The 26,609-nt window shown below is 72.2% G+C and carries 24 protein-coding genes; 9 read left to right on the top strand and 15 right to left on the bottom strand.

All coding sequences use genetic code 11. The features are described from left to right. The 4 genes from ACZ561_RS30015 to ACZ561_RS30000 form a co-directional block, all read right to left on the bottom strand. A complete protein-coding gene (locus tag ACZ561_RS30015) occupies window positions 1–1,098 on the bottom strand; it encodes a PDR/VanB family oxidoreductase (protein ID WP_471001009.1) in 1,098 nt (365 codons plus the stop codon). Beyond that, window positions 1,095–1,979 (bottom strand): metal-dependent hydrolase, encoded by an 885-nt coding sequence (locus tag ACZ561_RS30010; RefSeq protein ID WP_471000800.1) that lies wholly within the window; start codon window positions 1,977–1,979, stop codon window positions 1,095–1,097. Before ACZ561_RS30010 ends, ACZ561_RS30015 begins: the two co-directional genes overlap by 4 nt. Window positions 1,980–2,088: 109 nt before the next feature. Then, on the bottom strand, window positions 2,089–4,017 hold the full coding sequence (locus ACZ561_RS30005; RefSeq protein ID WP_471000797.1) for a hypothetical protein: 1,929 nt from the start codon (window positions 4,015–4,017) through the stop codon (window positions 2,089–2,091). Between the two features lie 144 nt (window positions 4,018–4,161). After that, entirely contained in the window at window positions 4,162–4,962 is an 801-nt protein-coding gene (locus ACZ561_RS30000) for a tyrosine-protein phosphatase (protein WP_471000794.1), read from the bottom strand. A gap of 100 nt (window positions 4,963–5,062) precedes the next feature. On the opposite strand from ACZ561_RS30000, the gene ACZ561_RS29995 reads away from it, so the two are divergent. Further along, window positions 5,063–5,470, top strand: a complete 408-nt coding sequence (locus tag ACZ561_RS29995; protein WP_376437977.1) for a hypothetical protein — start codon at window positions 5,063–5,065, stop codon at window positions 5,468–5,470. A gap of 79 nt (window positions 5,471–5,549) precedes the next feature. Here ACZ561_RS29995 and ACZ561_RS29990 read toward each other — a convergent pair whose 3' ends face one another. Then, complete coding sequence (locus ACZ561_RS29990) at window positions 5,550–6,965, bottom strand: DUF1996 domain-containing protein (RefSeq protein WP_471000791.1); 1,416 nt, start codon at window positions 6,963–6,965, stop codon at window positions 5,550–5,552. A 153-nt stretch (window positions 6,966–7,118) separates the two neighbouring features. Then, complete coding sequence (locus ACZ561_RS29985) at window positions 7,119–8,114, bottom strand: NAD-dependent epimerase/dehydratase family protein (RefSeq protein ID WP_471000788.1); 996 nt, start codon at window positions 8,112–8,114, stop codon at window positions 7,119–7,121. 219 nt (window positions 8,115–8,333) lie between these two features. Here ACZ561_RS29985 and ACZ561_RS29980 point away from each other — a divergent pair, with 219 nt between their 5' ends. Together ACZ561_RS29980 and ACZ561_RS29975 are read left to right on the top strand one after the other, a co-directional pair. Then, a complete protein-coding gene (locus ACZ561_RS29980) occupies window positions 8,334–8,891 on the top strand; it encodes a hypothetical protein (protein WP_471000785.1) in 558 nt (185 codons plus the stop codon). 45 nt (window positions 8,892–8,936) lie between these two features. After that, window positions 8,937–10,388 carry a PepSY-associated TM helix domain-containing protein gene (locus ACZ561_RS29975; protein ID WP_471000782.1) on the top strand — a complete coding sequence of 484 codons (1,452 nt, stop codon included), beginning with the start codon at window positions 8,937–8,939 and terminating at the stop codon, window positions 10,386–10,388. On the opposite strand, the gene ACZ561_RS29970 is transcribed toward ACZ561_RS29975, so the two are convergent. The 3 genes from ACZ561_RS29970 to glnII form a co-directional block, all read right to left on the bottom strand. After that, window positions 10,389–10,928, bottom strand: a complete 540-nt coding sequence (locus ACZ561_RS29970) for a winged helix-turn-helix domain-containing protein (protein WP_471000779.1) — start codon at window positions 10,926–10,928, stop codon at window positions 10,389–10,391. Window positions 10,929–11,236: 308 nt separating this feature from the next. Further along, entirely contained in the window at window positions 11,237–12,148 is a 912-nt protein-coding gene (locus tag ACZ561_RS29965) for a DUF6891 domain-containing protein (RefSeq protein WP_471000776.1), read from the bottom strand. 82 nt (window positions 12,149–12,230) lie between these two features. Further along, the gene (glnII, locus tag ACZ561_RS29960; RefSeq protein ID WP_376437989.1) at window positions 12,231–13,262 is read right to left on the bottom strand and encodes a glutamine synthetase; all 1,032 of its coding nucleotides are present in this window, start codon (window positions 13,260–13,262) and stop codon (window positions 12,231–12,233) included. A gap of 337 nt (window positions 13,263–13,599) precedes the next feature. On the opposite strand from glnII, the gene ACZ561_RS29955 reads away from it, so the two are divergent. Next, complete coding sequence (locus tag ACZ561_RS29955) at window positions 13,600–14,826, top strand: RNA-guided endonuclease InsQ/TnpB family protein (RefSeq protein WP_471000774.1); 1,227 nt, start codon at window positions 13,600–13,602, stop codon at window positions 14,824–14,826. A gap of 17 nt (window positions 14,827–14,843) precedes the next feature. Here ACZ561_RS29955 and ACZ561_RS29950 read toward each other — a convergent pair whose 3' ends face one another. Together ACZ561_RS29950 and ACZ561_RS29945 are read right to left on the bottom strand one after the other, a co-directional pair. Next, complete coding sequence (locus ACZ561_RS29950; protein ID WP_471000772.1) at window positions 14,844–15,998, bottom strand: ARPP-2 domain-containing protein; 1,155 nt, start codon at window positions 15,996–15,998, stop codon at window positions 14,844–14,846. Next, window positions 15,995–17,428, bottom strand: a complete 1,434-nt coding sequence (locus tag ACZ561_RS29945; protein WP_471000768.1) for a hypothetical protein — start codon at window positions 17,426–17,428, stop codon at window positions 15,995–15,997. Before ACZ561_RS29945 ends, ACZ561_RS29950 begins: the two co-directional genes overlap by 4 nt. Before the next feature lie 193 nt (window positions 17,429–17,621). Between ACZ561_RS29945 and ACZ561_RS29940 the strand changes: the two genes are divergently transcribed. Further along, window positions 17,622–18,539, top strand: coding sequence for a Gfo/Idh/MocA family protein (locus ACZ561_RS29940; RefSeq protein ID WP_471000765.1), 918 nt, complete (start codon window positions 17,622–17,624; stop codon window positions 18,537–18,539). A gap of 47 nt (window positions 18,540–18,586) precedes the next feature. Here the strand turns inward: ACZ561_RS29940 and ACZ561_RS29935 are convergent, their stop codons facing one another. The 3 genes from ACZ561_RS29935 to ACZ561_RS29925 form a co-directional block, all read right to left on the bottom strand. After that, on the bottom strand, window positions 18,587–19,240 hold the full coding sequence (locus ACZ561_RS29935) for a hypothetical protein (protein WP_471000762.1): 654 nt from the start codon (window positions 19,238–19,240) through the stop codon (window positions 18,587–18,589). 65 nt (window positions 19,241–19,305) lie between these two features. Next, complete coding sequence (pdxR, locus tag ACZ561_RS29930; RefSeq protein WP_471000759.1) at window positions 19,306–20,739, bottom strand: MocR-like pyridoxine biosynthesis transcription factor PdxR; 1,434 nt, start codon at window positions 20,737–20,739, stop codon at window positions 19,306–19,308. A gap of 108 nt (window positions 20,740–20,847) precedes the next feature. Next, window positions 20,848–21,315: a MarR family transcriptional regulator gene (locus ACZ561_RS29925; protein WP_471000756.1), complete on the bottom strand. Its 468-nt coding sequence runs from the start codon at window positions 21,313–21,315 to the stop codon at window positions 20,848–20,850. Between the two features lie 64 nt (window positions 21,316–21,379). On the opposite strand from ACZ561_RS29925, the gene ACZ561_RS29920 reads away from it, so the two are divergent. Continuing rightward, on the top strand, window positions 21,380–22,234 hold the full coding sequence (locus tag ACZ561_RS29920; RefSeq protein WP_471000753.1) for an alpha/beta fold hydrolase: 855 nt from the start codon (window positions 21,380–21,382) through the stop codon (window positions 22,232–22,234). Between the two features lie 5 nt (window positions 22,235–22,239). Here ACZ561_RS29920 and ACZ561_RS29915 read toward each other — a convergent pair whose 3' ends face one another. After that, window positions 22,240–22,599, bottom strand: a complete 360-nt coding sequence (locus ACZ561_RS29915; protein WP_471000751.1) for an arsenate reductase family protein — start codon at window positions 22,597–22,599, stop codon at window positions 22,240–22,242. 148 nt (window positions 22,600–22,747) lie between these two features. Between ACZ561_RS29915 and ACZ561_RS29910 the strand changes: the two genes are divergently transcribed. The 3 genes from ACZ561_RS29910 to ACZ561_RS29900 all read left to right on the top strand — a co-directional run bounded on the left by ACZ561_RS29910 (window position 22,748) and on the right by ACZ561_RS29900 (window position 26,552). Continuing rightward, entirely contained in the window at window positions 22,748–23,023 is a 276-nt protein-coding gene (locus ACZ561_RS29910; protein ID WP_383559931.1) for a hypothetical protein, read from the top strand. A 219-nt stretch (window positions 23,024–23,242) separates the two neighbouring features. After that, window positions 23,243–23,554 (top strand): trypco2 family protein, encoded by a 312-nt coding sequence (locus tag ACZ561_RS29905; RefSeq protein WP_376446378.1) that lies wholly within the window; start codon window positions 23,243–23,245, stop codon window positions 23,552–23,554. A gap of 7 nt (window positions 23,555–23,561) precedes the next feature. Further along, window positions 23,562–26,552 carry a trypsin-like peptidase domain-containing protein gene (locus ACZ561_RS29900; protein ID WP_471000748.1) on the top strand — a complete coding sequence of 997 codons (2,991 nt, stop codon included), beginning with the start codon at window positions 23,562–23,564 and terminating at the stop codon, window positions 26,550–26,552. Window positions 26,553–26,609: the final 57 nt, after the last annotated feature.

Raw genomic sequence — 26,609 nt, 5'->3', positions numbered from 1 at the left:
CTAGAGGTCGAGCACCAGTCGTTCTCCGGCACAGCGCGAGACGCAGATCAGCATCGAGTCGCCGCGCTCCGCGTCCGTGAGCAGCTCGTCGCGATGGTCGATCTCGCCCTCCAGGACGCGCTGTTGGCAGGTGCCGCAGAAGCCCTGTTCGCAGGAGTACGCGACGCCGGGCAGCTCGGTACGGACCGCGGCGAGCACCGACTGGTCCGCCGCCACCGGCACCGTACGTCCGGAGCGGCGCAGTTCGACCTCGAAGGCGCCGCCACCGGCCGTCGCGGCGGGGGAGAAGCGCTCCAGGTGCGGGGTCCGGCCCGCGGGCATCGCGGCGGTCACCGCGTCCATCAGTCCGTCCGGGCCGCAGCAGTACACCGCCGTCTCCTCGGGGACCTCGGCGAGGAACCCGAGCTCGGGCAGGCCGGACTCGTCCTCGGCGACCACCGTCACACTCCCCCGGCCTTCGGCCGGGGGGACCCCCATCTCGCTGCGCTCCCCGCCGAGCTTCTCGATCTCGTCGAGGTACGGCAGGGTGGCGCGGCTGCGGCCGCAGTACAGCAGCCGCCAGTCGGCGCCCGCCGCCTCCGCCGCGCGCAGCATGGGCAGCACGGGCGTGATGCCGATGCCTCCCGCCACGAAGACGTACGCGGGCGAGTCGACGAGCGGGAAGCGGTTCCGGGGCCCGCGGATCTCGATCTCCGTGCCCTCGTGGAGCTGTTCGTGCACCTCGCGCGAGCCGCCCCGGCCGTCCTCGATCAGCCGGGTCGCCACCGTGTACGTATCGGTGTCGGCCGGGTCCCCGCACAGCGAGTACTGGCGCACCAGACCGGACGGCAGCACCAGGTCGACATGGGCGCCGGGCTGCCAGGCAGGCAGGCCGGTGCCTTCGAGGCGGAGCCGGACCACGCCCTCGGCGGGTTCGGTGCGCTCGGTGACCAGGACCTTCCTGGTCACGGTCGCGAGGCGGCCGCGGCCCGAGATCGGCTCGTCGAGGGCGGGCATCGGCCACAGAGGGGCGGCGTTGATCCGGCGGCGCATGGCGCGCTTGGCGAGGACCGCGGCCCCGGCGACCAGGACGACGGTACGCAGTCGGGGCATGGTCAGCGACCTCCGTTGGCGCCGGGGGAGTTGGCCAGATAGGCCACGGCCTGGGCGGTGTTCCCCTCCTGGGAGGGGTGGTAGGCCCGGCTGAGGTAGCGGGGGATGGCCCGGAGCAGATCCGGTGTGGACGGCAGCACGCCTTCCCGGCCCTTGCGGACGAGCTGGCCGACCGATGCCTTGCCGCCGATGAGCGTGGGGTCGTTCTCCATGAAGAAACGGGTGCCGCGCTGCCAGAGGAAGACCATCGCCGTGAAGGCGGTCGCCCAGGTGCGGGCGCGCCGCCGGTAGCCGCCGTCGAGGTGCATGAACAGCTCGAAGGCGACGGAGCGGTGCTCTACCTCCTCGGCGCCGTGCCAGCGCAGCAGGTCCAGCATCGTCGGGTCGGCGCCCCTGCGGTCCAGCTCCTCGGCGTTGAGGACCCAGTTCCCGAGGAAGGCGGTGTAGTGCTCGATGGCGGCGATGAGCGCGACCCGCTCCATCAGCCACCAGCGGCGCGCCCGGCCGGGCGGCAGGGTCCGGTCGCCGAGCAGCTTCTCGAAGAACCAGTCGACCTGGGCGGTGTAGGGCGTGGGGTCCAGACCGAGCTTCTTGAGGTGCGGGAGCACGTCGTCGTGCGCCTGGGAGTGCACGGCTTCCTGCCCGATGAAGCCGATGACGTCCGCACGCAGCCGGTCGTCGGTGATGAAGGGGAGCACCTGCTTGTAGACGTGCACGAACCAGCGTTCGCCGGCCGGGAGCAGCAGGTGCAGCACATTGATGGTGTGGGTGGTGAACGGGTCGCCGGGAACCCAGTGGAGTGGGGTCTCCTCCCAGTCGAAGGAGACCTTCCGGGCCTTGAGTTCGATGTGCTCCGACGCCACCGGTGCAGGCTGCGTATTAGACATGACGTCAATGTACTGAGGAGTAAGCAGTTGGCAACAGGTTCGTGCATGCGGAATCTTCGGGCTGGGACGGCGACTTGCCGCGCCGCCCTCGCCGCGTGGGCGGCGTCGCCTACCGCAGCGCGCCCACCTTCGTTCCGTCCTCCAGCGTCCCGTTCAGGTCCGCGCGGGTCCCTGCCTTCGCCTTCACCGCGAGCAGCCTGCCCTCCGTCTCGTCTTTCATCCCGCCCGTCGTGCGCAGGGACGCGAAGTCGTCGCTGCCGGCGGCCAGGACGTACCACTGCCCGCTCTTCGCCTGCCAGAGCACCCCCGAGAGAACCCGCGGCTCGCGCACCCCGCACGCCGGGGACTCCTCGGCCTTCGCCACGACGGCCGCGGTCCCGCCGGGCGCCGGGACCGCGAACTGGGCGAGCACCCTGCTGCCCGTGCCCCGCCAGGTCTCGGCCCGGGTGCACAGCCAGGCCGCCCGGCCCCCGTCCTCCGGCAGCCGCTGGGTGGCGAACTGCCAGGCGTTGACCGCCCGCACCCCGTGCGAGCGGACGGTCGCCAACTGGCAGGCCGTCCGCGCCCACACCGTCCGGGCAGCCGCCCCCGTCCCGTCCACCGGCGCGGCGGCCGGCGGCCCCGAGGTCAGCCGGGCCGGTACCAGCTCGCCCAGATCGGTCAGCAGCCGCACACCCGTCGCATCCCGCACCTGGAGCGTGTTCCACACCGAACAGCCCCGCGCCTGCGCCGGGCTGAGCATCACACGTGTCACCCCGTGCCGGTCCCGCTCCAGCAGCCAGGGCTCCTTCGCGGGCGCCAGCAGGTCCCGTACCGCCGTCTCCCGTACCCAGGGGGCCGTCAGATAGCGGACGCTCGCCGTGGAGCGCGAGACGACGAGGGCCGCCGAGCCGACCGCGTCCGCGCCGTCCGTCCGCGCGAAGTCCAGCGCCGCCCCGCCCGACCCCTCGCTCGCCCCCGCCGGCTCCGCGTACCGCACCGCCCGCAGCCCGTCGTGGAACAGCACCACCCGCGACCCGTCGACCTCCCCCGCGAACAGCAGCTGCGACGGACCCATCGGCGGCCCCACCGGCGTCCCGGGCGTCGCCGAGGACCGCACCGAACCGCCGGGCCGCGCCCAGACCGCCAGCGCCCGCCGCAGCAGGGCCCGGTCGTCGGCCAGACCGCCGCGCGCCGGCCACACCGAGAAGTCCGTACGCGCCGAGCTCTGCCAGAACCCCGCGGGGACCCGCTTCAGCGTCGCCGGGTCCAGCGCCGCCTCGGCCGCCGGATTGCGCGCGTACGAAGGCGCCGCGGCACCGTTCCTCCCCCAACCGTCCCCCGGCAGACCGAGCAGCGTCCCGCAGACCACCACGGCCGCCGCCGCGGCGAGCGCGGCCCTGCCGTGCTGGCGGCGGCGCATCAGATCCGTCGGCCGGGCCTGCAGCGAGCACGGATCGAACTCGGGCGAGTCGAGCAGGGCGTACAGCGCCTCGACACCGTCCGCCTCCTCCAGCGCGGCCCTCGCGTCCTCCTCCGGGACCCCCGCCGCCACGAGCACCCGCAGCACCTCCGGGTCGCCCTGCCGCTCCAGACCCCGCAGCACGTACACCGCGCGCGCCGGCCCGGACAGCGCGGAGAGCCGCTGGTCCAGGGCCAGTTCGTCGGCGCCACCGGCACGCGGGAACAGTCGCAGCCCCCACACGTGCGGCAGCAGCGGCGGGAACTGGGCCCGTCGCGGCAGCGCCCGGCGCCGCAGCGGCAACCCCGCGATCAGCGCCTGCCGCAGCGCCTCGACCCGTACGTACGCGTACCCGGGGTCGACGGCGTCCTCGGTACGGCGCGGTCCCGGGATGTCGGCACCCGACGTCCGGCGGCGCGGCAGTGATCCCTGGACCAGCGCGTGTGCCGTCAGCACCCGGCGGTTGCGCCCGAGCGAGGGCGGCAGTACGAGGTAGGCGATCCGGACCAGCCGCGGATAGTGCTCGACGAGCGCGGCCTCGGCCTGTTCGACATCGACAGGACCGAGGGGGGAGGGGGCGAGTTCCTGGGTGCTCACATTCAGCAGAACGAGCGAATCATCCGATGGTCACCCCGGGTCAACCCGGTCGGACGGCCCCGCTCCGGATCCCCCGGAGCGCGGATTTCCGGCCGGTCGCGGACCCGAGGTCGACGTCCGGACGGATTCGGTCGCCCCCCGACCTCACGCCTCGTACACCGTCAGCCGCTCGCGGATCACGGCCGTCATCTCGTCCGGGACACCCAGCCCCTCCCGTACGTACTTCTCCATCGAACCGTGCCGCACCGCCACCTCGTCGAGCGCCGCCTCCAGGTAATCCGGTACGACCCCGATCAGCGCGAGCGCAAGCTCCGGGTCACCGCCCTGTGCCGTGAACCCCTCGATCATCGGCGCGAAGGCCTGCCGGACGGCCGGGTTGACCGACAGGTACTCCGCCATGACCGTCTCCTCGTCCGCGCCGAGCAGCGACAGCACGATCGTCGCCGCCCAGCCGGTACGGTCCTTGCCGGCCGTGCAGTGGAAGAGCAGCGGACCGGCGTGCGGATCGCCCAGCTCGCCGAGGAAGGCCCGATAGGAAGCGCGCGCGGAATCGGAGCTCACGAAGGCCCGGTAGGTCCGGCGGAAGGCCTCCTGCGCCCGGCCCCCGCCGAGGTACTTGTCGGCCAGCGCCGGGTCGGTCAGCAGCTGCTTGAGCCGGGCCGCGGGCGGCAGGCCGCTGGTGGCGAGATGGTCGGCGAGCACGTCCGCGACGAGCACCCGCCCGCCCGGCGGAAGGTGGTCGGGCCGGTCGGCGCGTTCGTTCTCGGTGCGGAAGTCGACGACCGTACGGATGCCGAGCGCCGCCACCGCGGGTTCGGCGGGGTCGAGCCGGTCGAGCTGGGCGGAGCGGAAGACCCGGCCCTCGCGGACACTGCGCCCCTCGCCGAGGGGGAGCGAGCCGAGGTCCCGGAGGTTGGCGACGGTGGCGGCGGGGATGGCGGGCATGGCGTCGACTCCTCCATATCGGGACCTATCGGACAAGACCGTAACCGATCGGATTTCCCTTCTCCCGGCGCGACCGGGCGGGCAGGATGGGCGGATGCTGATGCGTACGCGACGAACGGTGGCAGTGGCGGTGCTCGTGATGCTGGCGGGCTGCGCGTCCACGCCCGAAGAGGCGAGCGGGACCTTGGAGCAGATCGCCACGAAGGCGGAGTGCGCGCCGGACGTCCAGACGGACGCGGCCGAGCTGCGCCAGGCGAAGTGCGCGACGGACGACGGGACGTACGTCCTGACCACCTTCGCGACCGACCGGGGCCAGCGCGAGTGGCTCAACCAGGCCAAGGACTACGGCGGTTCATATCTCGTCGGCCGCAAGTGGACCGTGTCGGGCGACACGGGGACCGTGGAGAAGGTACGCGAACGGCTCGGCGGTCAGGTCGAGACCACCGAGCCACACGGGGCGCACACGTCCCAGTCGCCGCACGCGTCACACTCCGCCGGACACCACTAGAGCACGACCGGGGCACCACTGAGGGGGTGTCCGGCCGACCGGGCCGGACACCCCCTGGGAGCCTGTCCACGACGCGGGCCTAGGCGCAGCGGCGCCCCTCGTTGATGCAGCTCACCACCTTCCGCATCAGCCGGTCGTCGAAGACGTTGATGAAGTCGCCATGGTCGGTGATCGGCTTGTGCAGCTGCTCGGGGAACGAGTCGACGGCGAAGCCGGGCCCGGGCGGAACGTCGTAGACGATCCGCTGCACCAGCTGGGGGATGGCCCGGAAACCGTTGCCGCAGCGCCCGCTCGCCGGGTCCGCGAAGGCCACGTGCGTGCGATGGTTGGCGCTGTCGGTGTTCCGGCCGTCCCAGCAGCTCTGGAACTTGAACGTCCGCACCACCTTGCTGCCCTGCGGACAGATCGGGTACTTGTCCTTCAGCTGCCGGTCCTCGAAGCCGGTGCACGACCACGAGGCGTTGGCATTGGCGTCGCCGTTGGTGAACGCCTTGGCGTCGCCGGTGATGATGCGCAGGAACCGAGGCATCGCGGTGACCTTGGAGACCGGGCTGCCGACGAAGTTCAGCGTGACCTGCGCGGGCGTCTGGATCTCGCCGACGTTCTGGTCCTTGCCGCCGCCGTCGGCCTGGGCGTCGTCCTCCGCCTGACCGTTCTGGAGCCGCAGGACCGGCCAGTAGTACGTGGACCGGTCGCCCTGGTTGCGGCAGGTGGTCCGGCCCCGGGCCAGGTCGTCGTCACTGGCGAAGGCGTCGTTGGCCTGGTTGCCGACGTAGTCGTGCATGTGGTGGGCGCCGTTGCTCACACCCGGCGCGACGATGACGTTGTCCGGGTTGAACTTGCCGTTCTCGTTGCGCCCGCAGTTGGTCGCGAACGTGCCGCGCGAGGCGCCGCGGCGCTGCTGGGGACGCTTCACATTCGGCTGCACGGACTGGATGTCGACGAAGTCGGAGGCCTCGGGGCCGTTTCCGGACTGCCCCTCCGGCTCCTCCTGCCCCTCCCCTTCACCGTTGTCGCCGCCGTCACCCTCGCCGGCGCCGTTGTCGCCACCCTCGTCGTCGGCGCGCAGCGTGCAGGGCGCCATGCCGTCCAGCTGCTTGCCGGTCAACTGCGTGATCCGCTGAAGGATGTTCAGCCGCTCGTTCTTGAGCGGGGTGAGGATCTGCTGCTCGGCGAAGACGGGATCGCTCTCCACCCGCTCCCTGTTGTCGGCGAAACGCTGGTACGCGACGGTGATCTGACTGTCCAGCGTGGCGAGTTCCCGGTCCACCGAAGCCCGAGCGGACTCCGGCACCTCGGTCAACTCCTGGGCGACATCGGGACAGTCGATCGTCGAGACCGCATTCGGCCGGTCCGGCGGCGGCGGATCGCCCCAGCCTTGGCCGGCCGAAGCATACACATTGGCGGCGATCAGGCCGCCCCCGCCCAGAATCAGGGCGACGGAGGCGGCCACCGCTCGTTTCGCGCGTGTCGAACGTTTTCTTGTGCGTCGCATGGGACTTCATACGGACGGCAGGGCCCATGCGTTCAACCGAGTTGATACGGACATCAGTCCGAGCGCAATCGGCCCGGTCGCGTCCGTCCGATCGGGGTCACTCCGGTCACGTCGGTTTGGTCTGGGTCACTCCGGCGCGTCGGTTTGATCGCGTCAGTCCGCGAGGAGCGCCGCCTCCCGCTCCGGATCGAGGCCCACCTGCGGCCGGTCCGGCCGCTGCGGCGCCGACCCGCCGATCGACTGCAGCCAGGCCCAGGTGTCCTCGACCGTCTCGGCCACCGGGCGGCAGCGCAGCCCTGCCGCGAGCGCCTTGGAGACATCTGCGGTGTGCATCGCGTCGTACATCTCGCCCGGCGGAATCCACACCGGCAGGTCGGACCAGGGCTCGACCCCGGCCTCGAGCAGCTTCTCCGGTTCGGTCCAGCGCAGTTCGGCGTCCGAGCCGGTCGCCCGCACACAGGCGTCGAGCAGCTCGCCCGTCGTGGTGTGCCCGGGCGCCGAGACCAGGTTGTACGGGCCCGAGAGCCCGGCCTCCGCCGCGTCGAGCGTCCACTCGGCCAGATCACGGGCGTCGATGTACTGGAGCGGCAGCTCGCGCGGACCCGGCGCGAGGACCGGACCGCCCCGGGCGATCCGGCCCAGCCACCACGGCAGCCGGCCGATGTTCTCGTACGGGCCGATGATCAGCCCCGCGCGGACGAGGAGGGAGCGGTCCGTGCCGAAGGCATCGACCGTCGCCAGCTCGCCGCCCCGCTTGGCTTCGCCGTACGGCACCTCGCCCGCGTCCGGCGAGCCCTCGACCAACGGACCGTCCTCGGCCTGACCCGCGGCCGGCGGCCAGGCGTAGACGGAACGACTCGACACGTAGACGAAGCGGTCCACCCGGTTCTCGAGCAGCCGGGCCGCGTCCCGGACCACCGAGGGCGCCGCGGACCAGGTGTCCACGACCACGTCCCAGGAGGACTTCTCGTCGTCGGTGAGGGCGGCCATCCCGCCCGGAGCGATGCGGTCGCCGATCAACGAGACGGCCCCCGCCGGTGGTTCGTACCGGCCACGGTGGAAGACCGTCACCTCCCAGTCCCGCGCGAGTGCGGCCTCGGCGACAGCGCGCCCCACGAACTCGGTACCACCCAAGATCAAAAGTCTCATGCCACGACTGTGCCTCGCAGGACGGAGCAACGCCCAGCCATTCCTCTACAGGAGAAATGCGGGCGCGGGCGGGAGAAATGGGGAGGTGGTCTCCCGCTCCCGGCCACGGGGTGTCACCATGGCCGAATCATGACCGATGCCCGCTCGCCGATACGCGCCCTGCGAGCCGCGCTTTTCGCGGCGGTGTGCGTGTCATTGGCTGCTGTGGGGCATTCGTCCATGTCTGCGCACGACCTGCCCGCGGGATCGCTGTACACCGCCTTCGCCGTCACCACCGCCCTCGCCTGGCCGGCCACCGGCCGCCGGCGCGGGGCGTCCACGATCTCCGGCGGCCTGGTCGCCGTACAGGCGGCCCTGCACCTGATCTTCTCCGCGGGGGAGGAGCGGGGCACCACGGACCACACGGCGATGGCGGACCACGCGGCCATGGACCACACGGCCATGGACCCCTCGATGCTTCCGGCGATGGAGATGGCCGCCGGCCACTCCTCCCTCGGCATGATCGGCGCCCACCTCCTCGCCGCCCTGGTCTGCGGGCTCTGGCTGGCCCGAGGCGAGGCCGCGCTCTTCGCACTCGCCCGGACCGTCGGGGCGCTCGCCTTCACCCCGCTGCGGCTGCTTCTCGCCGTCGTCCGCGTCCCCGAACTCCCGCACCCCGTACGCCCGCGCCCGCACACCCGCCGACTGCACGGCGTCGTCCTCGCGCACACCCTCTCCCGGCGCGGCCCGCCCCGGCTGTCCGTACCCCGCGCCACAGCCCTCGGAGCACACGTCTGACCCGGGGGCCGATTCCCCCTGTCGACACCGACTCCTAGGACAGTCATGACCATTGACGATCCCGCGCGCCCGGACACCGCGGAAGCGCCCACCACCACCGACGCGCCCACCGACGCGCCCACCGACGCGCCCACCGACGCGGCCGCCGCGGGCGGCGGCCGAAAGGGGACCTGGAGCGCCCTGCGCCCCCTCGTCCTGCGGCTGCACTTCTACGCCGGCGTGCTCATCGCTCCCTTCCTGCTGATCGCCGCCGCCAGCGGCCTGCTCTACGCGCTCTCGTTCCAGGCCGAGAAGATCGTCTACGCGCACGAGCTGGAGGTCCCCGTCGGCGACAAGGTCCTGCCGCTCTCGCAGCAGGTCCACGCCGCCACCAAGGTCAACCCCAACGGCACCGTCACCGCCGTCTGGCCCTCCTCCGAGCCCGGCGCCACCACCCGCGTCCTCATGGCCGACCCCGACGTCGAGGAGGGCAAGTCCCTCGCAGTCTTCGTCGACCCGTACACCGCCGAGATACGCGGACAGCTGCCCAGCTACGGCGGCTCCGGCGCCCTTCCGCTGCGCACCTGGATCGACGAACTCCACCGCGATCTGCACCTCGGCGACCTCGGCCGCAACTACAGCGAGCTGGCCGCCAGCTGGCTGTGGGTGATCGCCCTCGGCGGTCTGGCGCTCTGGATCGGCCGCAAGCGCAAGAACCGCCGGTCCCTCGTCATTCCGGAGCGCGGCCCGAAGTCCCGCCGCCGCACGCTGTCCTGGCACGGCACGGTCGGTCTGTGGGCCGTCGCCGGACTGATCCTGCTCTCCGCGACCGGTCTGACCTGGTCGCGGTACGCGGGCGAGAACATCGGCGCCGTCCAGGACCAGCTCGGCGGCGCCACCCCGACCGTCTCCGCGGTCCTCGAAGGCGCGGCCGGCGGCTCCTCGGAACACGAGGGCCACGGCGGCGGTCACCAGGCCCCGGCCGCCAAGGGCCCGGACGTCGGCATCGACCGGATCGTCGAGGCGGCCCGCGCGAAGGGCATCGAGGGCAAGATGTCCGTCGTCCTGCCCTCCGAGGGCAAGGGCTATGTCGTCAAGGAGACCGACACCCAGTTCCCCGTCCACCTGGACTCGGTGGCGGTGAACCCGGCCGACGGCACGGTCATGGACGAGCTCCGGTTCGCCGACTACCCGGTGCTCGCCCAGCTGACCCGCTTCGGCATCGACGCCCACACGGGCGTCTTCCTGGGCCTGTTCAACCAGCTGGCGCTCGCGGCCCTGGCGCTCTCGCTGATTCTGCTGATCCTGTGGGGCTACCGGATGTGGTGGCTGCGCCGCCCCGGCCGGCCGGTCGCGCGCGGGGCCTGGCGGAAGGTTCCGGTGACGATGCTGCTGCCGCTGCTCGCGGCGACGGCCCTCGTGGGCTGGTTCGTCCCGATGCTGGGCATCAGCCTGCTGGCGTTCCTGGTGGTCGACCTCGCCCTCGGCCTGGTGGCCAGGGCGAGGTCCCGGGCCTGATCAGGGCGTGTACTTGTAGCCGACCCGCCGCACGGTCCGGATCGTGTGGCGGTGCTCGGCACCCAGCTTGCGGCGCAGCCGGGCGACATGGACGTCGACGGTCCGCCCGTCGCCCACATGCCCGTACCCCCAGACCGTCGTGACCAACTGGTCGCGGGTGTGCACCCGGTGGGGGTGGGCGACGAGGTGGGCGAGCAGTTCGAACTCGAGGTACGTGAGATCCATCGGCTGCCCGTCCAACACGGCGATCCGCTGCGTGCTGTCGATGGCCACCGGCCCCTGCTCCTCGGCCACGGGGCCGGGGGCCGGCGCGGGCGCCTCCTGGTCGACGGGCAGCAGCACCAGGTACCCGACCATCGGCGGCCGCCCGGGCAGTGTGGGCAGCGCGTTCGGAGGGGCGGGAAGCAGCGTGGCGCCCGGCGGCAGGAAGTCCGCGACCCGGGAGAGGTCGACGACCTCGTCGGGATCGACGGCACGAAGCCGGGGCCGGAGGGGACGGACGGCGGTCAGGGACGCGGTACCGGTCTGGGTGTGGGCCATGAGGGCTCAGCTCTTTCGCGCGAAGAAACGAACGGACGGGGTGTCGTACGTCATGCGCGTCGGCCGAAGGCCGCGGAACCGGACGGAGGCCGGTCGGGCGTTAAGGGGTCGACGCGTTCCTCACGCGTCGACAGCACCGGTCGAAGTCGTGGTGCTGCCGGGAAGGCCAGAACGGCTCGAGGTCGTGGCGACCCGTCGCGGTGTCGTTCTGCTTGCTGGCCATATCCCTAGTCTACTACTGGGAAATGGCTGTGAGCAGCCCCTCCCCGGCCAATTCCTTCGTTCAAGTCCCGCCCGGGCTCTCCGTCTCAGCCCACGAGACGCCTTCGCCAGTCCAGTCCCGTCACCAGGACCGCCTGCTCCGGCGAGCCGTCCCACTCGACGGTCAGTCCCCGCTCGCGCAGCGCGGACGTGACCTCCCGCCCGACGGCCGCGGTGGTCTCCGCCGAGCCGTCGAACCCGCCGTACAGCAGATACAGCGGACCACCCGCAGCGACGCCCTCGGTGCACTGGGAGTGGAAGAAGACGAACCCGCGTGAGTCCGCGGGCCCTTCCTCGCGGATCTCCGCCAGCCCGCAGGAGCGACAGCAGGCGAAGTTCTCCCGTGCCACGATGCCGGCCGGGGCGAGCGCCGTGAAGGCCTCCGTGATCCGCTCCGGATCGGTCGCCCCCGACCAGTCGGCCATCTCCTTGACGCGCTCCAGCCAGAGCCGGTCCGCCAGCGCTTCGGCCTGTGCGCGAGTCACCGGTCGTACGGCACCCTCGACCAGGTAGCCCTCGGCCGCCTCCGCCAGCGATGCGCGGTCGTCGTATCCGCAGACCAGCAGCTCCCGCACCCGTCGGGCGAGCACATCCTGCACGTCGTCCGGCAGTTCGGGTACGGGCGCGGGCAGCGGCAGCTTCGCGTCCGCCCACACGATCCCCTCGTCCCAGCCGAGCGCGCCGCGCGCCCAGGCCGCCATGACCTCGGCGACCCTCCCCGGAGCCGTCACCTCCGTCACGAAGTGGTGCCGCGGAGTGCCCGCGCGGTGCTCGAGCTGGTAGCAGCCGCCGTTCTCGTGCCACACCTGAATGAAGACGTCCGGAAGGTCCGGAATCCGCTGCACGACCAGGAAATGGTCGCCCTCGTCGCCGATGCGCCGCACCAGGGCGCCGAGCCCGTCCTCGTCGACGCGGACGTGCCGCTGGAGGTTCTCTGTCCTCACGGTGATGTCGAGCATGGACCTACTGTCCCAGTCGCCACCGACAACGCCGAGGGGCGCCCACCGCGAACGGTGGGCGCCCCTTCGGGATCCGGGTGGATCAGACCTGGCCGGCCTTCTCCAGGGCCTCGCAGCAGGTGTCCACCAGGAGGCGGGTCACCGTGTACGGGTCCACGTTCGCGTTCGGGCGGCGGTCCTCGATGTAGCCCTTCTGGTCCTGCTCGACCTGCCACGGGATACGGACCGAGGCGCCGCGGTCCGAGACGCCGTAGGAGTACTTGTCCCACGGGGCGGTCTCGTGCAGACCCGTCAGACGGTCGTCGATGCCGGCGCCGTAGTTCTTGACGTGGTCGAGCGGCTTCGAGCCCTCGCCCAGCGACTCGCACGCGGTGATGATCGCGTCGTAGCCCTCGCGCATCGCCTTCGTGGAGAAGTTGGTGTGCGCGCCCGCGCCGTTCCAGTCGCCCTTCACCGGCTTCGGGTCCAGCGTCGCCGAGACGTTGAAGTCCTCGGCCGTGCGGTAGAGCAGCCAGCGGGCCACCCACAGCTGGTCCGCGACCTCCAGCGGCGCCAGCGGGCCGACCTGGAACTCCCACTGACCCGGCATGACCTCGGCGTTGATGCCGGAGATGCCCAGACCCGCCTTCAGGCAGTTCTCCAGGTGCGCCTCGACGACGTCACGGCCGAAGATCTCGTCGGCGCCGACACCGCAGTAGTAGCCGCCCTGCGGGGCCGGGAAGCCGCCGACCGGGAAGCCGAGCGGGCGCTCGCCGTCGAAGAAGGTGTACTCCTGCTCGATGCCGAAGATCGGCTCCTGCGCGGCGTACTTCGCGTAGACCTCGGCCAGCGCGGCACGCGTGTTGGACTCGTGCGGCGTCATGTCCGTGTTGAGGACCTCGCACATCACCAGGATGTCGGCGCCGCCGCGAATCGGGTCAGGGCAGACGAAGACCGGCTTGAGAACACGGTCCGAGGCGTGGCCCTTGGCCTGGTTCGTGCTGGATCCGTCGAAGCCCCAGATCGGCAGCTCCTCCAGGGTCGCGCCCGCGCCCGGCAGAATCTTCGTCTTGGAACGAAGCTTCGCGGTCGGCTCGGTGCCGTCGATCCAGATGTACTCAGCCTTGAAGGTCACGGGGCCTCATCCTTTGGCGTGCTGCTGCGGGGTTTGCTGCGGCTCGCGACGCTGCGAGAGCTGCGTTGTGTGTCTGCGCGCAGCTTCGCAACACGGGATTTCCCGCCCGTTGCCCGTTTGTGAACCCCGTGTTACCGGCGTCCCGGCATGGTCACGTCACCTTGGTGAACCCCTGAGGCGGCGACCGTGGGCGCCCGGGCCGCTCACCAGGAGCCATGCCGTGCTTGGATCCAAGATCGACGGTAAACCAAGCAGTTTGGCTCCCGAAGCAGGTCCCTGTCTTGATTTTCGCGAAGTTCCTCGGCCTTGGGCAGGCTGGCCAGGGAGCGTGGAAGGTATGCAGCTGCGCTACAACTTTCGCGTGTATCCGGATGCCTCACAGCGCTCCGCGCTGGCGAAGGCGTTCGGGTGTGCTCGTGTGGTGTGGAACGACTGTCTGCGTGATCGCAGAGAGGCGCATGCGGCGGGCCTGCCGTATGTGAAGTCGGCGGAGTTGTCCCGAGTGCGTATGACGCAGGCTAAGCGCACGGAAGAGCGCGCTTGGCTGGCCGACGTGTCGGCGGTCGTGCTGCAACAGTCCCTACGGGATTTGGACACCGCCTACAAGAACTTCTTCGACTCCGTCGGCGGGAGACGCAAGGGGCGGAGGGTATCCCCACCCCGGTACAAGTCGAAGAAGGACACGCGCCAGTCGATCCGGCTGAACACCAACGCCTTCTCCCTCCGGGAGGACGGCCGCGTGTATGTGGCCAAGATCGGCACCCTCAAGGTGAAGTGGTCGCGGCGGCTTCCGGCCGCACCCACGTCCCTCACGGTCATCTTGGATTCGTCCGGTCGGTACTTCATGAGTTTTGTCGTGAACACCGAACCGGAGGTTCTGCCCGAGGTCGAGTCCGAGGTCGGTATCGACCTCGGACTCACTACCTTCGCCGTCTTGTCCGACGGCACGAAAATCTCGTCTCCGAGGTTCCTGCGTCGCTCCGAGAAGAAGCTCAGGCGGCTGCAGAAGGACCTGTCCCGGAAGCTGCAGGGGTCGAAGAACCGAGCCAAGGCTCGGATCAAATTGGCGCGGCAGCACGCCAAAGTGGCCGACCGGCGTCGGGACTGGCACCACAAGGCATCCACACGGATCATCCGCGACAACCAAGCGGTGTATGTGGAAGACCTCGCGGTAGCCGGGCTTGCCCGCACACGCCTGGCCAAGTCCGTACACGACGCTGGATGGTCCGCGTTCGTGAACATGCTGGAGTGCAAGGCTGTCAGACACGGACGGTACTTCGGGAAGATCGGCCGCTTCGAGCCGACCTCCCAGGTCTGCTCCGCCTGCGGCATCAAGGACGGCCCCAAGCCCCTCCATATCCGCGAGTGGACCTGCAAAGCATGTGGAGCCGTCCACGACCGCGACGACAACGCATCCAAGAACACCCTGGCCGCCGGACGGGCGGACAGGCTAAACGCCTCGCAGAGCGCGGGTAGGACAAGGACGAGAGTCCCGGCACCGCGCGATGAAGCAGGAAGCCACTGGGACGGTCACGCGACCGGGGCAGGGATCCCTGCCCCATAGGGCAGGGGGCACGTCAATCAGCCTTCCTGCTTATCGCGGAGGCGCTGTGCGACCGCATGGGCATGGAGCAGTGAGCCGAGGCCGGCGGCCTCGACACGCCGTACGAGCTCGGCATACGTCGTTCCGAGCGCCTCCGCCGTGCGGCCCAGATGCCAGTCGCCGTCCGCGAGACGGTGCAGCAGGTGGCCCCGTCTGATCTGGTTCTCGGAGAGCCGGAACGTCTTCAGGTACAGCGTCCGGCCCTTGCGGTCGGTGATCAGCTCGCCGATGTGCTGCTCCTGGCCCGCCCGCTGGAACGGAGGGAGGAAGCGGTACAGATCATAGGAATTCATTCGGTACACCCGCTCGAAGGCGTACGAGGTCCCCAGCAGGTCCCGCGCCATCAAGCCGTCGTGCGCCTCGGCCCAGGACCGTTCCTGCGCCCGGGCCGCCGCCCGCAGATCCGCGAGGGTGCGCACGGAGCCAGCCTCGTCCCGGATGCGCGCCGTGAACTCCGGCACCGGGGCGCCGTAGAACGCGTACTGGTGGACCAGCTCCCCGTACAGGTCCTCGACCAGGGTCGGGTGGAGGACGCGGTAGTCGTCCGGGTGGGGGGCGACGAAGGCGGCGGCCAGGGCGTCGGCGACGTACAGCATCAGCCCGCACTGCCCCGGGTGGATCTCGAAGATCCGCAGCGCCTCCGCCAGCCCCGGCACGGTCCACCCCGCGTACGCCGCCTCGGCCCGCGGCGACAGCCCCCGGCGTACCGCCTGCTGGGACCACTCGTCCCAGACGACGGACGGGCCGCCGAAGTGGAGCGCCAGATAGCCCTCCAGGGCGAGGTGGAGAGGCAGGAAACGCAGCCGCTTCTCCGCCCGCCCGTTCCTGTGCCCGCGCTTGGCGAGACGGTGGTGGCGGCGCACGGGAACGGCACGCGGGTCGTCGTCCCCGAGCCGGGTCCCGTACGTCGCCGATTCGGCGCCGTCCCCCGACCAGTCCGCGACGAAGCCGTGCGGAATGTACGAGGTGTACGTCGTACGGTCCCCCAGGTCGACCGAGCCGCCGGCCCCGTACACCTCACGATGGAGCCGCAGCCCCTCCACCGGCTCGGCCCTCACGAGCGGGACCAGCCGGACACCGCCCCAGACCTGCGCGGGGCGGACCTCCAGACCGGTGAGATCGATCCGCGTCATCGAGACGCCCCCTTCAGGAACAGCTCCACCCTCCGGTCCAGATAGGCCATGAGCTCCGCGAGTCCCGTCCGCCCCTCGGCGAACTGCGCGATCTCCACCAGCGCGGCCAGGTCCTCCGCGTCCCGGATCCCGGCCGTCGGCACGCTCGGCGCCAGCCGGCGCACGTCGAAACCGGCCGCGTCGTATACGGGGTTCACATGGACCGCGCTCGTCCGGCGCTCCGGGTCGAGCCGGGTACGCCAGACGCGCAGCACCTCGCCCGCGAGGCCCGGCGGGGCGTTGTCCCAGCCGTCCGAGACGATCACCAGCCGGTCGGGGGCGGCGGCCGGGCCCTCCAGGGCGTCGAGGATCCTCGTCCCCAGCGGAGTCGGTCCCCACGGCCGCACGAGCAGCGGATCGGTGGCGCCCGAGGTCCAGTGCGCGGAGTACACCCCCGGTGCCGCGAGCGCTTCGAGGAGGAAGTGGCAGCCCAGGGCGACCGCCAGCGGGCGGCGCCGCTTCACGGCCGAGCCGGAGGCGGAGTAGCTGTCGTCGAGGACCGCCGCGACCCGTCCCCAGGTCCCGGCGTACGGCCCGGCCACGCGACGCGCGGCCGCCCGCAGCGCGGCCGTCAGCTCGGCGCGCCGTGCCACCCTCTCCCCGAAGGGGAGGGAGAGGACGTAGAGCGCGAGCCGGGTCAGCGGCATGACGGTCAGATCGCTCGCCCGCTCCGTCCGCAGCCGTTCGAGGCGGGTCATCCGGGGCGCGATCCGCTCCAGGAAGAGCGCCCGCGGTACGCCGTGCTTCGCGGCGAACCCTTCGGCGACGGTGAACGGCAGCTCGTACAGCGCGCCCTGCTCGTAGTGCGCGCGGCGGTGGGCGTCCAGGAAGGCGTGCTCGTAGCGGACCCGGCGGCCGGGCGCGAAGAGGAAGTCGCCGGATTCGGCGGCTGCGTCGGGGAAGGGGAGATGGGTGTGGCGGGCGGCGGTCTTCAGGCCGGCGCGGTACTTGACGGCGTCGTGGCCGAGGTCGGCGCGGTCGGCGAGCCAGTCGCGGACGATCGCGCGCGTACGGCGGTTGTTGACCTTCGCGGCGCGCAGGGCGCGGAAGAGCCGGTAGACCCGCTGCGGGGGCAGCAGCGCGAGCCGTGCCGCGATCAGCCGGCCCTCGACGCGCTTCTCGACGGGCCCGCCGGCCTCGTCCGCGGTGCGGAGCAGCTGCTCGACGATCGTCGCGGCGTTGTGGTCGTTGATGTCGAGCGCGAGCGCGGCGGCGTACACCGGGCGGTAGTTGACGCGGACGTACTCGTGGAGGAAGGCGAGGGACAGCCGCTGTTCACCGGCCGAGGAGCGGAACTCCCGCTGTCCGGTGGCGGTGACGGCCGCGTTGACGAAGAGTAGGACGTCCTCGGCGGCGATGAGGTCGGAGAGCGTCTCCGTCGGCGTGGTCATGGGTTCCCTCGCAGTGGCATGGGTGCCGGCCGGGGAATGGGGGAGCGAACAGCGAAAACGTTGCTTCAAAGGCAGGTCCCGGAAGTCGCACCGGAGTCCCGCGGCCGGCGGACGAAACGTAACACCGGGGGAGGGGAGGGGTGCCAGCGGATTTGCGGTCCCCGGTGTCGGTGGGGACGGGCAGACTGGGCCCATGACCAAGCACCCGGGCGTGAAGCCCCGTATCGGACTCCTCGGCACCGGCCCCTGGGCCGCCCGCGCCCACGCGCCCGCGCTCGCCGCGCACGACGGGGTCGAGTTCGTCGGGGTGTGGGGACGGCGGCCCGAGGCGGCGGCGGAGATCGCCGCCGCGTCCGGGGCGACCGTGTACGAGGACGTGGACGCGCTCTTCGAGGCGTGCGACGCCGTCGCCTTCGCCCTGCCCCCGGACGTGCAGGCACCGCTCGCCGTCCGGGCGGCGGCCGCCGGCTGTCATCTGCTCCTGGACAAGCCCGTGGCCACGACGCCCGCGACGGCGCGGGAGGTGGCCGACGCGGCCGAGAAGGCCGGGGTCGCGTCGGTGGTGTTCTGCACGCTGCGGTTCGCCGAGCCGACGGGGCGTTGGATCGACGAACAGGCGGCGGCGGGCGGCTGGTTCCTGGGGGAGGCGCACTGGCTGGGTTCGCTGTACGGCCCCGGATCCCGGAGCGCGTACGCGGACTCGCCGTGGCGGCGTGAGAAGGGCGGTCTCTGGGACGTCGGCCCGCATGTGCTCTCCGTGTACCTGCCGGTGCTCGGCGACGTCACCGAGGTGACGGCCGTGCGGGGCCCGGCGGACACCCGGCACCTGGTCCTGCGGCACGCCTCGGGCGCGAGCAGCACGGCGACGCTGACCCTCTCCGCCCCGCCGGAGGCGGCGGAGGCCGCGCTCACCCTGTTCGGGGAGCGGGGCAGGGCGGTGCTGCCGGCGTGGGACGGCGCGTTGGGTGCGTTCGCCGGGGCGGTGGACGCGCTCGTCGAGTCGGCTCGGACGGGGGTACCGCACGGGTGCGACGCCCGGTTCGGGGTGCGGCTCACGGAGATCCTGACCCTGGCGGAGGAGGCGGTGGGCCCCGAGGGGCCCACCGCCTGACACCGGACCCGAGCGCCCCACCGCCTCACGCCGCGCTTGGGTCGTTCCTAGCCGACGCGCTCGATCCGGGCCTTGCGGATCAGGAACTTTCCGGGTTCGCGGACCTGCTCGAAGGCCGCGTTGTTGAGGAGTACGCAGCTGCCGGAGACGGAGGTGACTTCGACGGTGGTCGACTGCGCGTTGTCGAGGTTGGTCACCTTGAGGCGGGTGCCGAGCGGGAACTGGTTGCTCGACGCCGCCGGGGCTCCGCCCTCGCCGGAGAGGGTGACGGTGGAGCCGGCGCAGACGACGTCTCCGGAGCCGGTGTCCCCGGCCCCGCCGCCGGCGGGCGGGGCGGACTCGGCGGGCGGCGCGGTCGTCGCGGGCGGCGCGGCCTGCGTGGGCGGTGCGGCCGGCGGGGCGGCCTGCGCCGGGGGAGCCGCCTCGGCCCCGCCCCCGCACCCGGACGCCGCCTGCTTGCGCCGGATCTCGGCGATCACCGCCTCCCGGTTGGCGATCCGTGCCTGCGACAGCGCGTCCGGGTTGGCGCGCTGGTCCGCGATGAACCGCTCGTTGTTCGCGAGCGCCGTGGCCAGGCCGTCGCAGGCCACGGACGCCTGACTCGTACCGGCCACGACCACCGCGGTTCCCCCGGCGAGTACGAGGGCACTGGCCAACAGCGCGATCTTCTTCTTCCGGCTGAGCGTTTTCCTGCGTGACACGTGAGGCTCCGTTCGATTCCTGTCGGTTCCTGTGGCGTCAGATACGAGGAGCCCTCCGGTTCTGCTCAACGCAGTGCGGAATCAAGGGCGTTGCACAGTGCGTCGAGTGCCCCGCCGTACAGCCGCTCGGGCGGCGTCGCATACCCCACGACCAGCCCGTCCCGTCGTTCCGGCCCTTCCCGCCCGTCGTCGCGTACGCGATCCGCCGTGTCCGGATGCTGGTACGCGCTCAGCCCTTCCACCGCGACCCCGTGCCGCTCCGCCGCCGCGAGCGCCGCGCGTTCCGTCCCCGGGGGAAGCTCCACCACCGCGTGCAGTCCGGCCGCGATCCCCGTCACGCGCACCTCCGGCACCCGTTCGGCGAGGACCGCCACCAGGAGGTCGCGGCGCTCACGATGGCGCCGGCGCATCCGCCGGACATGCCGGTCGTACGCGCCCGAGCCGAGGAAGTCGGCGAGTGTGAGCTGCTCGGTGGCGGAGGAGTACGGCTCGCGCTCGCCCTTCGCCGCCACCACACCGTCCACCATCCCGCCCGGCAGCACCATCCAGCCGATCCGGAGGGTGGGGGAGAGGCTCTTGCTGACGGACCCGATGAGGGCCACACGGTCCGGGTCGAGGCCCTGGAGGGCGCCGACGGGACGGCGGTCGTAACGGAACTCCCCGTCGTAGTCGTCCTCCAGGACGAGCCCGCCGGCCGCCCGCGCCCAGTCCACGACGGCCGAACGCCGCTCGGGATGCAGTGGCCCGCCCGTCGGGAACTGATGCGCGGGCGTGAGCAGGACGGCGCCCGACCCGCGCGGGATCTCGTCGACGCGCGCCCCCTCCTCGTCGACGGCCACCGGCACGGTACGGACCCCGGCCTCGGCGAGCAGCCCCCGGTGGAAGGGGAGCCCGTATGCCTCCACCGCCCAGGGGCGGCCGCCGACGACCCGGGCGAGGAGCCGCAGAGCGTGGGCCGCGCCCGAGCAGACGACGATCCTGTCCGGCACGGTCCGCACCCCGCGCACCCGCGCCAGATACGCGGCGAGCTCCCGACGCAGCTCCACCCGGCCCCGGGGATCACCGATGCCGAAGGCGTCGTTCGGCGCGGCGGTCAGTGCCCGCCGCGCCGAGGCCAGCCAGGCCGTACGGGGGAAGGCGGCCGGGTCCGGCTTGCCCTGGACCAGGTCGTACGGGAGCGCTCGTACCGTGCCCCTCCGCGCCCCCTCCGGCTGCGGCGCCGCGACGCGCTCGGCGACCCGTGTCCCCGATCCCTGCCGCGAGGACAGCCATCCTTCGGCGACCAGCTCCGCGTACGCGTCGGCGACGGTGTTGCGGGCGACCCCCAGATCGGCGGCGAGCGACCGGTAGGGCGGCAGGCGCGTCCCCGCGGCCAGCCGCCCGCTCCGTACCGCCTCGCGCAGCGCCCGGATGAGCACGGCCCTTCGGCTGCCGGCCCCGGTCAGCTCCAGATGCAGATCGACCCCGAGAACCTCGGCGACCTCGCTCCCCTCGCTCACGCGCCCACTCCGGCCGCGTCCAGGACATCGGCCATGTCGTCTTCGGGGAGTGCGGGGTTGGCGGCGACTCCGCTCGGAGCCGATGAGTACACGGCGACCATGAATTCCCTACCCCTGTGTCGTTCCGGGCCCGTCGGCGGTGGACATGATCTCCCGTGCGCCCGTCAGGAACCGCTGTACGGCATCCACCTCGTCCTCGTCGAAGGTGTTCAGCAGCGCGATCGTCCGGTCGATCAGCGGGCCGAACGACGCCCGGCCCAGTTCCTTGGCGCTCTCCTCGACGCGCAGCAGTACGCGGCGCCGGTCGCGGTCGTCCCGCACACGGCCGACATGGCCGAGCCGTTCGAGGCGGTCGATGACGGCGGTCGTCCCCGCGGAGTTGAGCCCGAGCTGTGCGCCGAGCCATCCGGCGGTCGCGTCCGTCCCCGCGCGTTCGGCGTCGAGGAGGCAGATCAGAGCCCGGACGTCCGTGGCGTGCATGTCGTTGCGGGCGGCGAACTCGCCCTGCCGCAGACCGAATTCGACCGTGACCGCGCGCAGCAGATGAAAGATCCGCAGCTCCGGTGAGTCTGTCACTCCGCCGCTCTCCCTTCTATTATCTCGCTCAGCAAGATTATCGCCGAGCGAGAGGTCTTCCGCCATGTCCGTCGCCGTCTCCCGGGCCTTCCTCGCCGCCTACGACGCGGTCCTCGCCCGCTGGCCCGCCGGCACCACCACGTCCGAGCTGGTAACGGCGCACGGCACGACCCATCTGATCAGCCACGGCCCCGAGGGCGCCCCGCCCGTCCTCCTGCTGCCGGGCGGCGGCGCCACCGCCACCGGCTGGTACGCCACGGCCGCGGCCCTCGGCCGAACCCGCCGCGTCCATGCCGTCGACCTCATCGGGGAGCCCGGCCGCAGCGTCCCGGAGGAGGGCAACCCCATCCGTACGGCCGACGACCTGACGGCCTGGTTCGGCAGCCTCCTCGACGCCCTGGGGCTGCGCTCCACCAGCCTGGTGGGCCACTCCTACGGCGCCTGGATCGCGCTTCGGTACGCCCTGAAGGCCCCGGCCCGCGTCGACCGGCTCGTCCTCCTCGACCCCACGAACTGCTTCACCGGCTTCAGCCCGCGCTATCTGCTCCGGGCCCTGCCGATGCTGCTGCGCCCCACCCCTGCCCGGAGCGCCGCGTTCCTGCGGTGGGAGACCGGCGGCGAGGAACTCGACCCGCGGTGGCGGCATCTGGCCGCACTGGCCGCGGACTTCCCGGCCGCCCGCCCGGTCGTCGGCCCGCGTCCCACGCCCGCGCGGCTGCGCACCCTGAAGCCGCCGACCCTGCTCCTGCTCGCCGAGCGCAGTCGCGCCCACGACATCGCCAAGGTGGCGGCCCGGGCGCGGGCGGCCCTCCCCGACGTGGAGACGGCGACGCTGCCGAAGGCCACGCACCACACCCTGCCGGTGGGGTCCCCGCCGGAGACGTACGACCGCGTCGCGGGCTTCCTGGCGTCGGAGTGACGACGTCAGCGGGACAACGCGTCCCGCACCGCCTCCTCCGTCCGCCCCACGACGGCCGTGCCGTCCTCCGCCGTGATGATCGGTCGCTGGATGAGCTTGGGGTGCGCGGCGAGCGCCTCCACCCACCGGTCCCGGTTCGCCTCGTCGCGCGGCCAGTCCTTCAGGCCCAGCTCCTTGGCATCGGCCTCCCCGGTTCGCGTGATGTCCCACGGTTCGAGTCCGAGCCGCTCCAGAACGGCCCGGATCTCGTCCGGGTTCGGCACGTCCTCCAGGTAGCGGCGCACCGTGTACTCGGCGCCCTCCGCGTCGAGCAGACTGATCGCGCTGCGGCACTTGGAACAGGCGGGATTGATCCAGATCTCCATGCGCCACACGGTACCCCCTCCGCCCTGCTCCACCACCCCCCAAACCCTGTCTGGCCAGGGGCGATTGTCAGTGGGGGCGCCTAAAATAGGGGGTGAAGGTGAGGGTCCCGGGGAGGGCCCGCACCCAGTTTGCGCCAGGAGGTCGCCCATGGCTCTCGCCGTGATCCGGACACCGTCCCTCGAACCCTGGAAGCCCCTCCAGAAGAGGCCGCTCCCCGCGGGCCGTCCCCGCGAGTGGTACATCGCCCACAACCGCCGGCTGAAGGCCATGCGCCTCGCGATCGTCCTGCTCGACGCGGGGGTCCACGACCCCGCGAAGGCCGGCAACGCGAAGATACGCACCACGGCCGAACTGCTCGGCATCCACCCGCCGTCCGACACCACCTGCCGCATGGTCCGCGCCCTGATCCGCTACGGCCGCTGATCCGACCGCACCACCCTGCCCGAACGGGCCGTCACCCCGACCCAGGGGCGGCGGCCCGTTCGCAACTCGACCGGAGGGGGGCCTACTTGAGGGCGAGTGAGTCGACCTGCCGCCGCCCTCCGTCGACCTCCCGCCGATATGATCTCCACGTAGACGTACGGCCGTTCGGGCCCGGGAGGGACGGCCGCCCGGGGCGACGGGGGACGAGGGGGCACACCGGTGGACAACGCCGTGGAGTTGGCGGACATCATCGCTCAGCTGCGCCACGACCTGAGCCGCGCCATGGCGGAGGGCGAGGGCACCGACCTGCGCTTCCAGGCGGAGCAGATCGAGCTGGAGCTGACCGTGGGCGTGGAGCGGAGCCGGGAGCCCGGGGTGAAGGTCCGGTTCTGGGTGTTCGACGCCGGAGCCACCGCGCGCAAGGCGACCACCGACACCCAGCGGCTCACCCTGACCCTGAAGCCGGTACGACCCGACGCACCGGACCGTTCGGTGCTGATCTCCGGTGACGAACTGCTCGGTGAGGACTGATCGCACCATGCCCGAAACCAGCAGGCGCGCCGCCGGCGGACTCGACCCGCACCGCATCGCCGAGGTCATCGTCACCACGCCGGCCGGCCGCCGGCGCGGCTCGGGCTACCGGGTCACCGACACGACGGTGCTCACCGCCGCGCATGTCGTGACCGGCACCGCCGGGACCCGGGTCCGCTTCGACGTGGACCGGCCCGGACAGTGGGAGGCACCGGCGGACGTGGCCTGGTACGACGCCGGCAGCGACGTGGCCGTCCTGACCTTCGTACCGCCGCCGGACGCCCCGGCCGTCGAGCCCGCGCCGTTCGGGCGCATCACATCGGACCACCACGCCGTCGTCGCCGTCCACGCCGCGGGCTTCCCGCTGTGGAAGCAGCGTCGCCGACCGGACGGCGGACAGTTCCGGGAACTCCACCAGACCGACGGCACCGTCGCGGCCCTGTCCAACCTCAGGACGGGCACGCTGGAGATCACCGTCGCACCGGCCGGAGCCGACCCCAACCCCCAGGTGTCGCCATGGTCGGGGATGTCGGGTGCGGCGGTGTGGGCCGGAGACCTCATCGTCGGCGTGGTCGCCGAGCACCACCGCTGGGAAGGATCGGGACGGCTGACCGCCGCCCGGATCGACCACGCGCTGCTCCCGCCCGGCGCACCGCCCCCGGCCGAGCCGGCCGCGCTGCTGGCCGTCGACCCGCAGGCGCTGCCCGAAGCGGGCGCCGAACGGCCGGGCGCGCACGGACCGCACCAGGAGGAACCGGCCGCGAGCAGCCCCCCGGTCCGGTCCAAGGTGATCGGGCTGCCGGTCGCCCACGGCATCGAGCTGTTCAAGAACCGCACCCGCGAACTCGACCTGATCGGCGGCCACCTCGGCGATCCCGCCATCCGCATGGTGACGGTCACAGGGCGCCGGGGCATGGGCAAGAGCGCGCTCGCCGCCAAGGTCATGGACCGTCTCGACCAGGGTGAATGGCCCGGCCACACCGGGGCGCCGCTCCCGTCGGGACTCGTCAACCTCAGCACACGTACGTCGGGCATCTCCCTGGAGCGCCTCTACTTCGACTGCGCCCAGCTGCTCGGCGGCGAACACGAGACCCACCTGCGCGAGGTCTGGGCCGCCCAGCTGCCCGTCCAGGACAAGCTCGACGAGCTGTTCGCCGCGATGGGCGACCGGCTGTTCGTCATCCTGATGGACAACTTCGAGGACCTCCTCCACGACGACGGCCGGATCCGGGACGAGGAGGTGGCGATCTTCCTCGACTGCCTCTTCCGGGCCAGATCCACCCCGCGCCTCCTGGTCACGACACAGGTACCGGTACGTCTGGCGCCCGAGCTGCGCCGCTTCGTCGCCCAGGTCGACCTCGCCGAGGGGCTGCACCCCGCCGAGTCCGTCGCGCTGCTGCGTGAACTGGACCGCGACGGCAGCCTCGGTGTCGCCCACCTGCCCGACGAGGAGCTGCTCCAGGCCGCCGTCCGGGTGCACGGCGTCCCGCGCGCCCTGGAGCTCCTCGTCGGCGCGATGGCCGACGACGACATGATGCTGCCCACCCTGCAGGACGTCCTGGCCGACTACGCCCAGCGCCGTGACGTGGTCGAGGGCCTCGTCCAGGACCGCCACCGCCAGCTCGACACCGGCAGCCGTACGGTCGTCGGCGTCCTCGCCGCGCTGCGCACCCCCGTACCGCAGCCGGTGATCCGGACGATCGTCGGCGGTCTCGATCCCACGCTCGACATCGCGCACATCCTGACCCACCTGGTACGGATCCACCTGCTGTCGGTGGACCGCAGGCACCGCACCTTCGCCCTGCACCCGATGGACGCCGACCTGGCGTACGGCGAGCTGCCCGCGGACGGCCCGACGGGGCGCACGGCCGTCGAGCGCCGGATCGCCGACTGGTACGCGAACATCGCCCCGCCCCGTTCGGCCTGGCAGACCGCGGACGACGTCCGGCCGCTGCGCCGGCAGTTCGATCATCTGGTGCGCGCCGGTGACGTCGACGCCGCCGCGATGGTCCTCGGCGGGATGGGGGAGTGGCTGGTCTGGCAGGGCTCGGTGCTCGGGGTGATCTCGATGCACCTGGCCATCGACGGCCGTCTCACCGACGACCGGGCTCGGCTCGCCCACCTCGGCTCGTTCGGGCATGCCAGGTTGACGGCGGGGCCGATCAAGGACGCCGTCGAGCTGTTCACCGAGACGGCCGCCCTGGCGGAGCGTCTCGGTGATCGCCGCGCCCTGCAGAACGCCCAGTTCGGTCTCGGCGACGCCTACCGCCAGCTGGGCCGTCTCGACGCCGCGGTGGGCCCGCTGGCCCGGGCCGGCGAGCTGGCGCACGAGATCGGCGACACCGAGCGCGAGGTGCACGCGATCCTGTCCTTGAGCCTCGCGTACAGCTCCTTGGGCGACGGGGAGACCGCTCTCGCCAGTGCCGACCGGTTGAGTGCCCTCGGTCAGGAGTCCGGGGACCTGCTCACGCAGGCGCGGGCGGGGAACGCCCGCACGATCGCGCTGCTGACGCTCAGCCGCTGGGAGGAGACGATGGCCGCCGGCGACCTGGCAGTCCGCGCGTACCGGGCGTCGGGCATCCCGGAGGGGATCAACAACGCTCTGAACGCCCAGGGCATCGCCCTGCTGGCGCTGGACAGGGTGGACGAGGCGGTGACCATGCTGAAGGCGGCGCTCGACGAGGCACTGCTGACGGAGAACCCCCGCGCCGAAGGCGTCTGCCTCTGCAATCTCGCCTGGGCCCACTGGCGCGACGGACAGTACGCGCAGGCGGCCGAGACGGCCGAGCGGGCGGCGGTCTCGCTGGGGATCGCGGGTGCGGCGGAAGCGGCGGCGGCCCAGGCCCTCGCGGAGGCCGCCCACGCCCGCGCCGTACCCCGCCCCCGGGCCGCCGCCGAGGCCCTGCTCCGCGCGGCCGACGCACTGGGAGGCAACGTCGAGGTGGTCGGCCCGACCTGGCTCGTCGCCCAGGCGGACCTCCTCCGCGCGGACGGCTGACGCCCTGCGGCCGTCGCCGGCCGACAACGGCGAGGGCCGCCACCCCGATGCCGGGGT

The organism is Streptomyces sp. NPDC039609 (assembly GCF_055596705.1).
The sequence above is the reverse complement of the archived record's forward strand: the minus strand, read 5'-3'. Positions and strand labels throughout refer to the sequence as shown.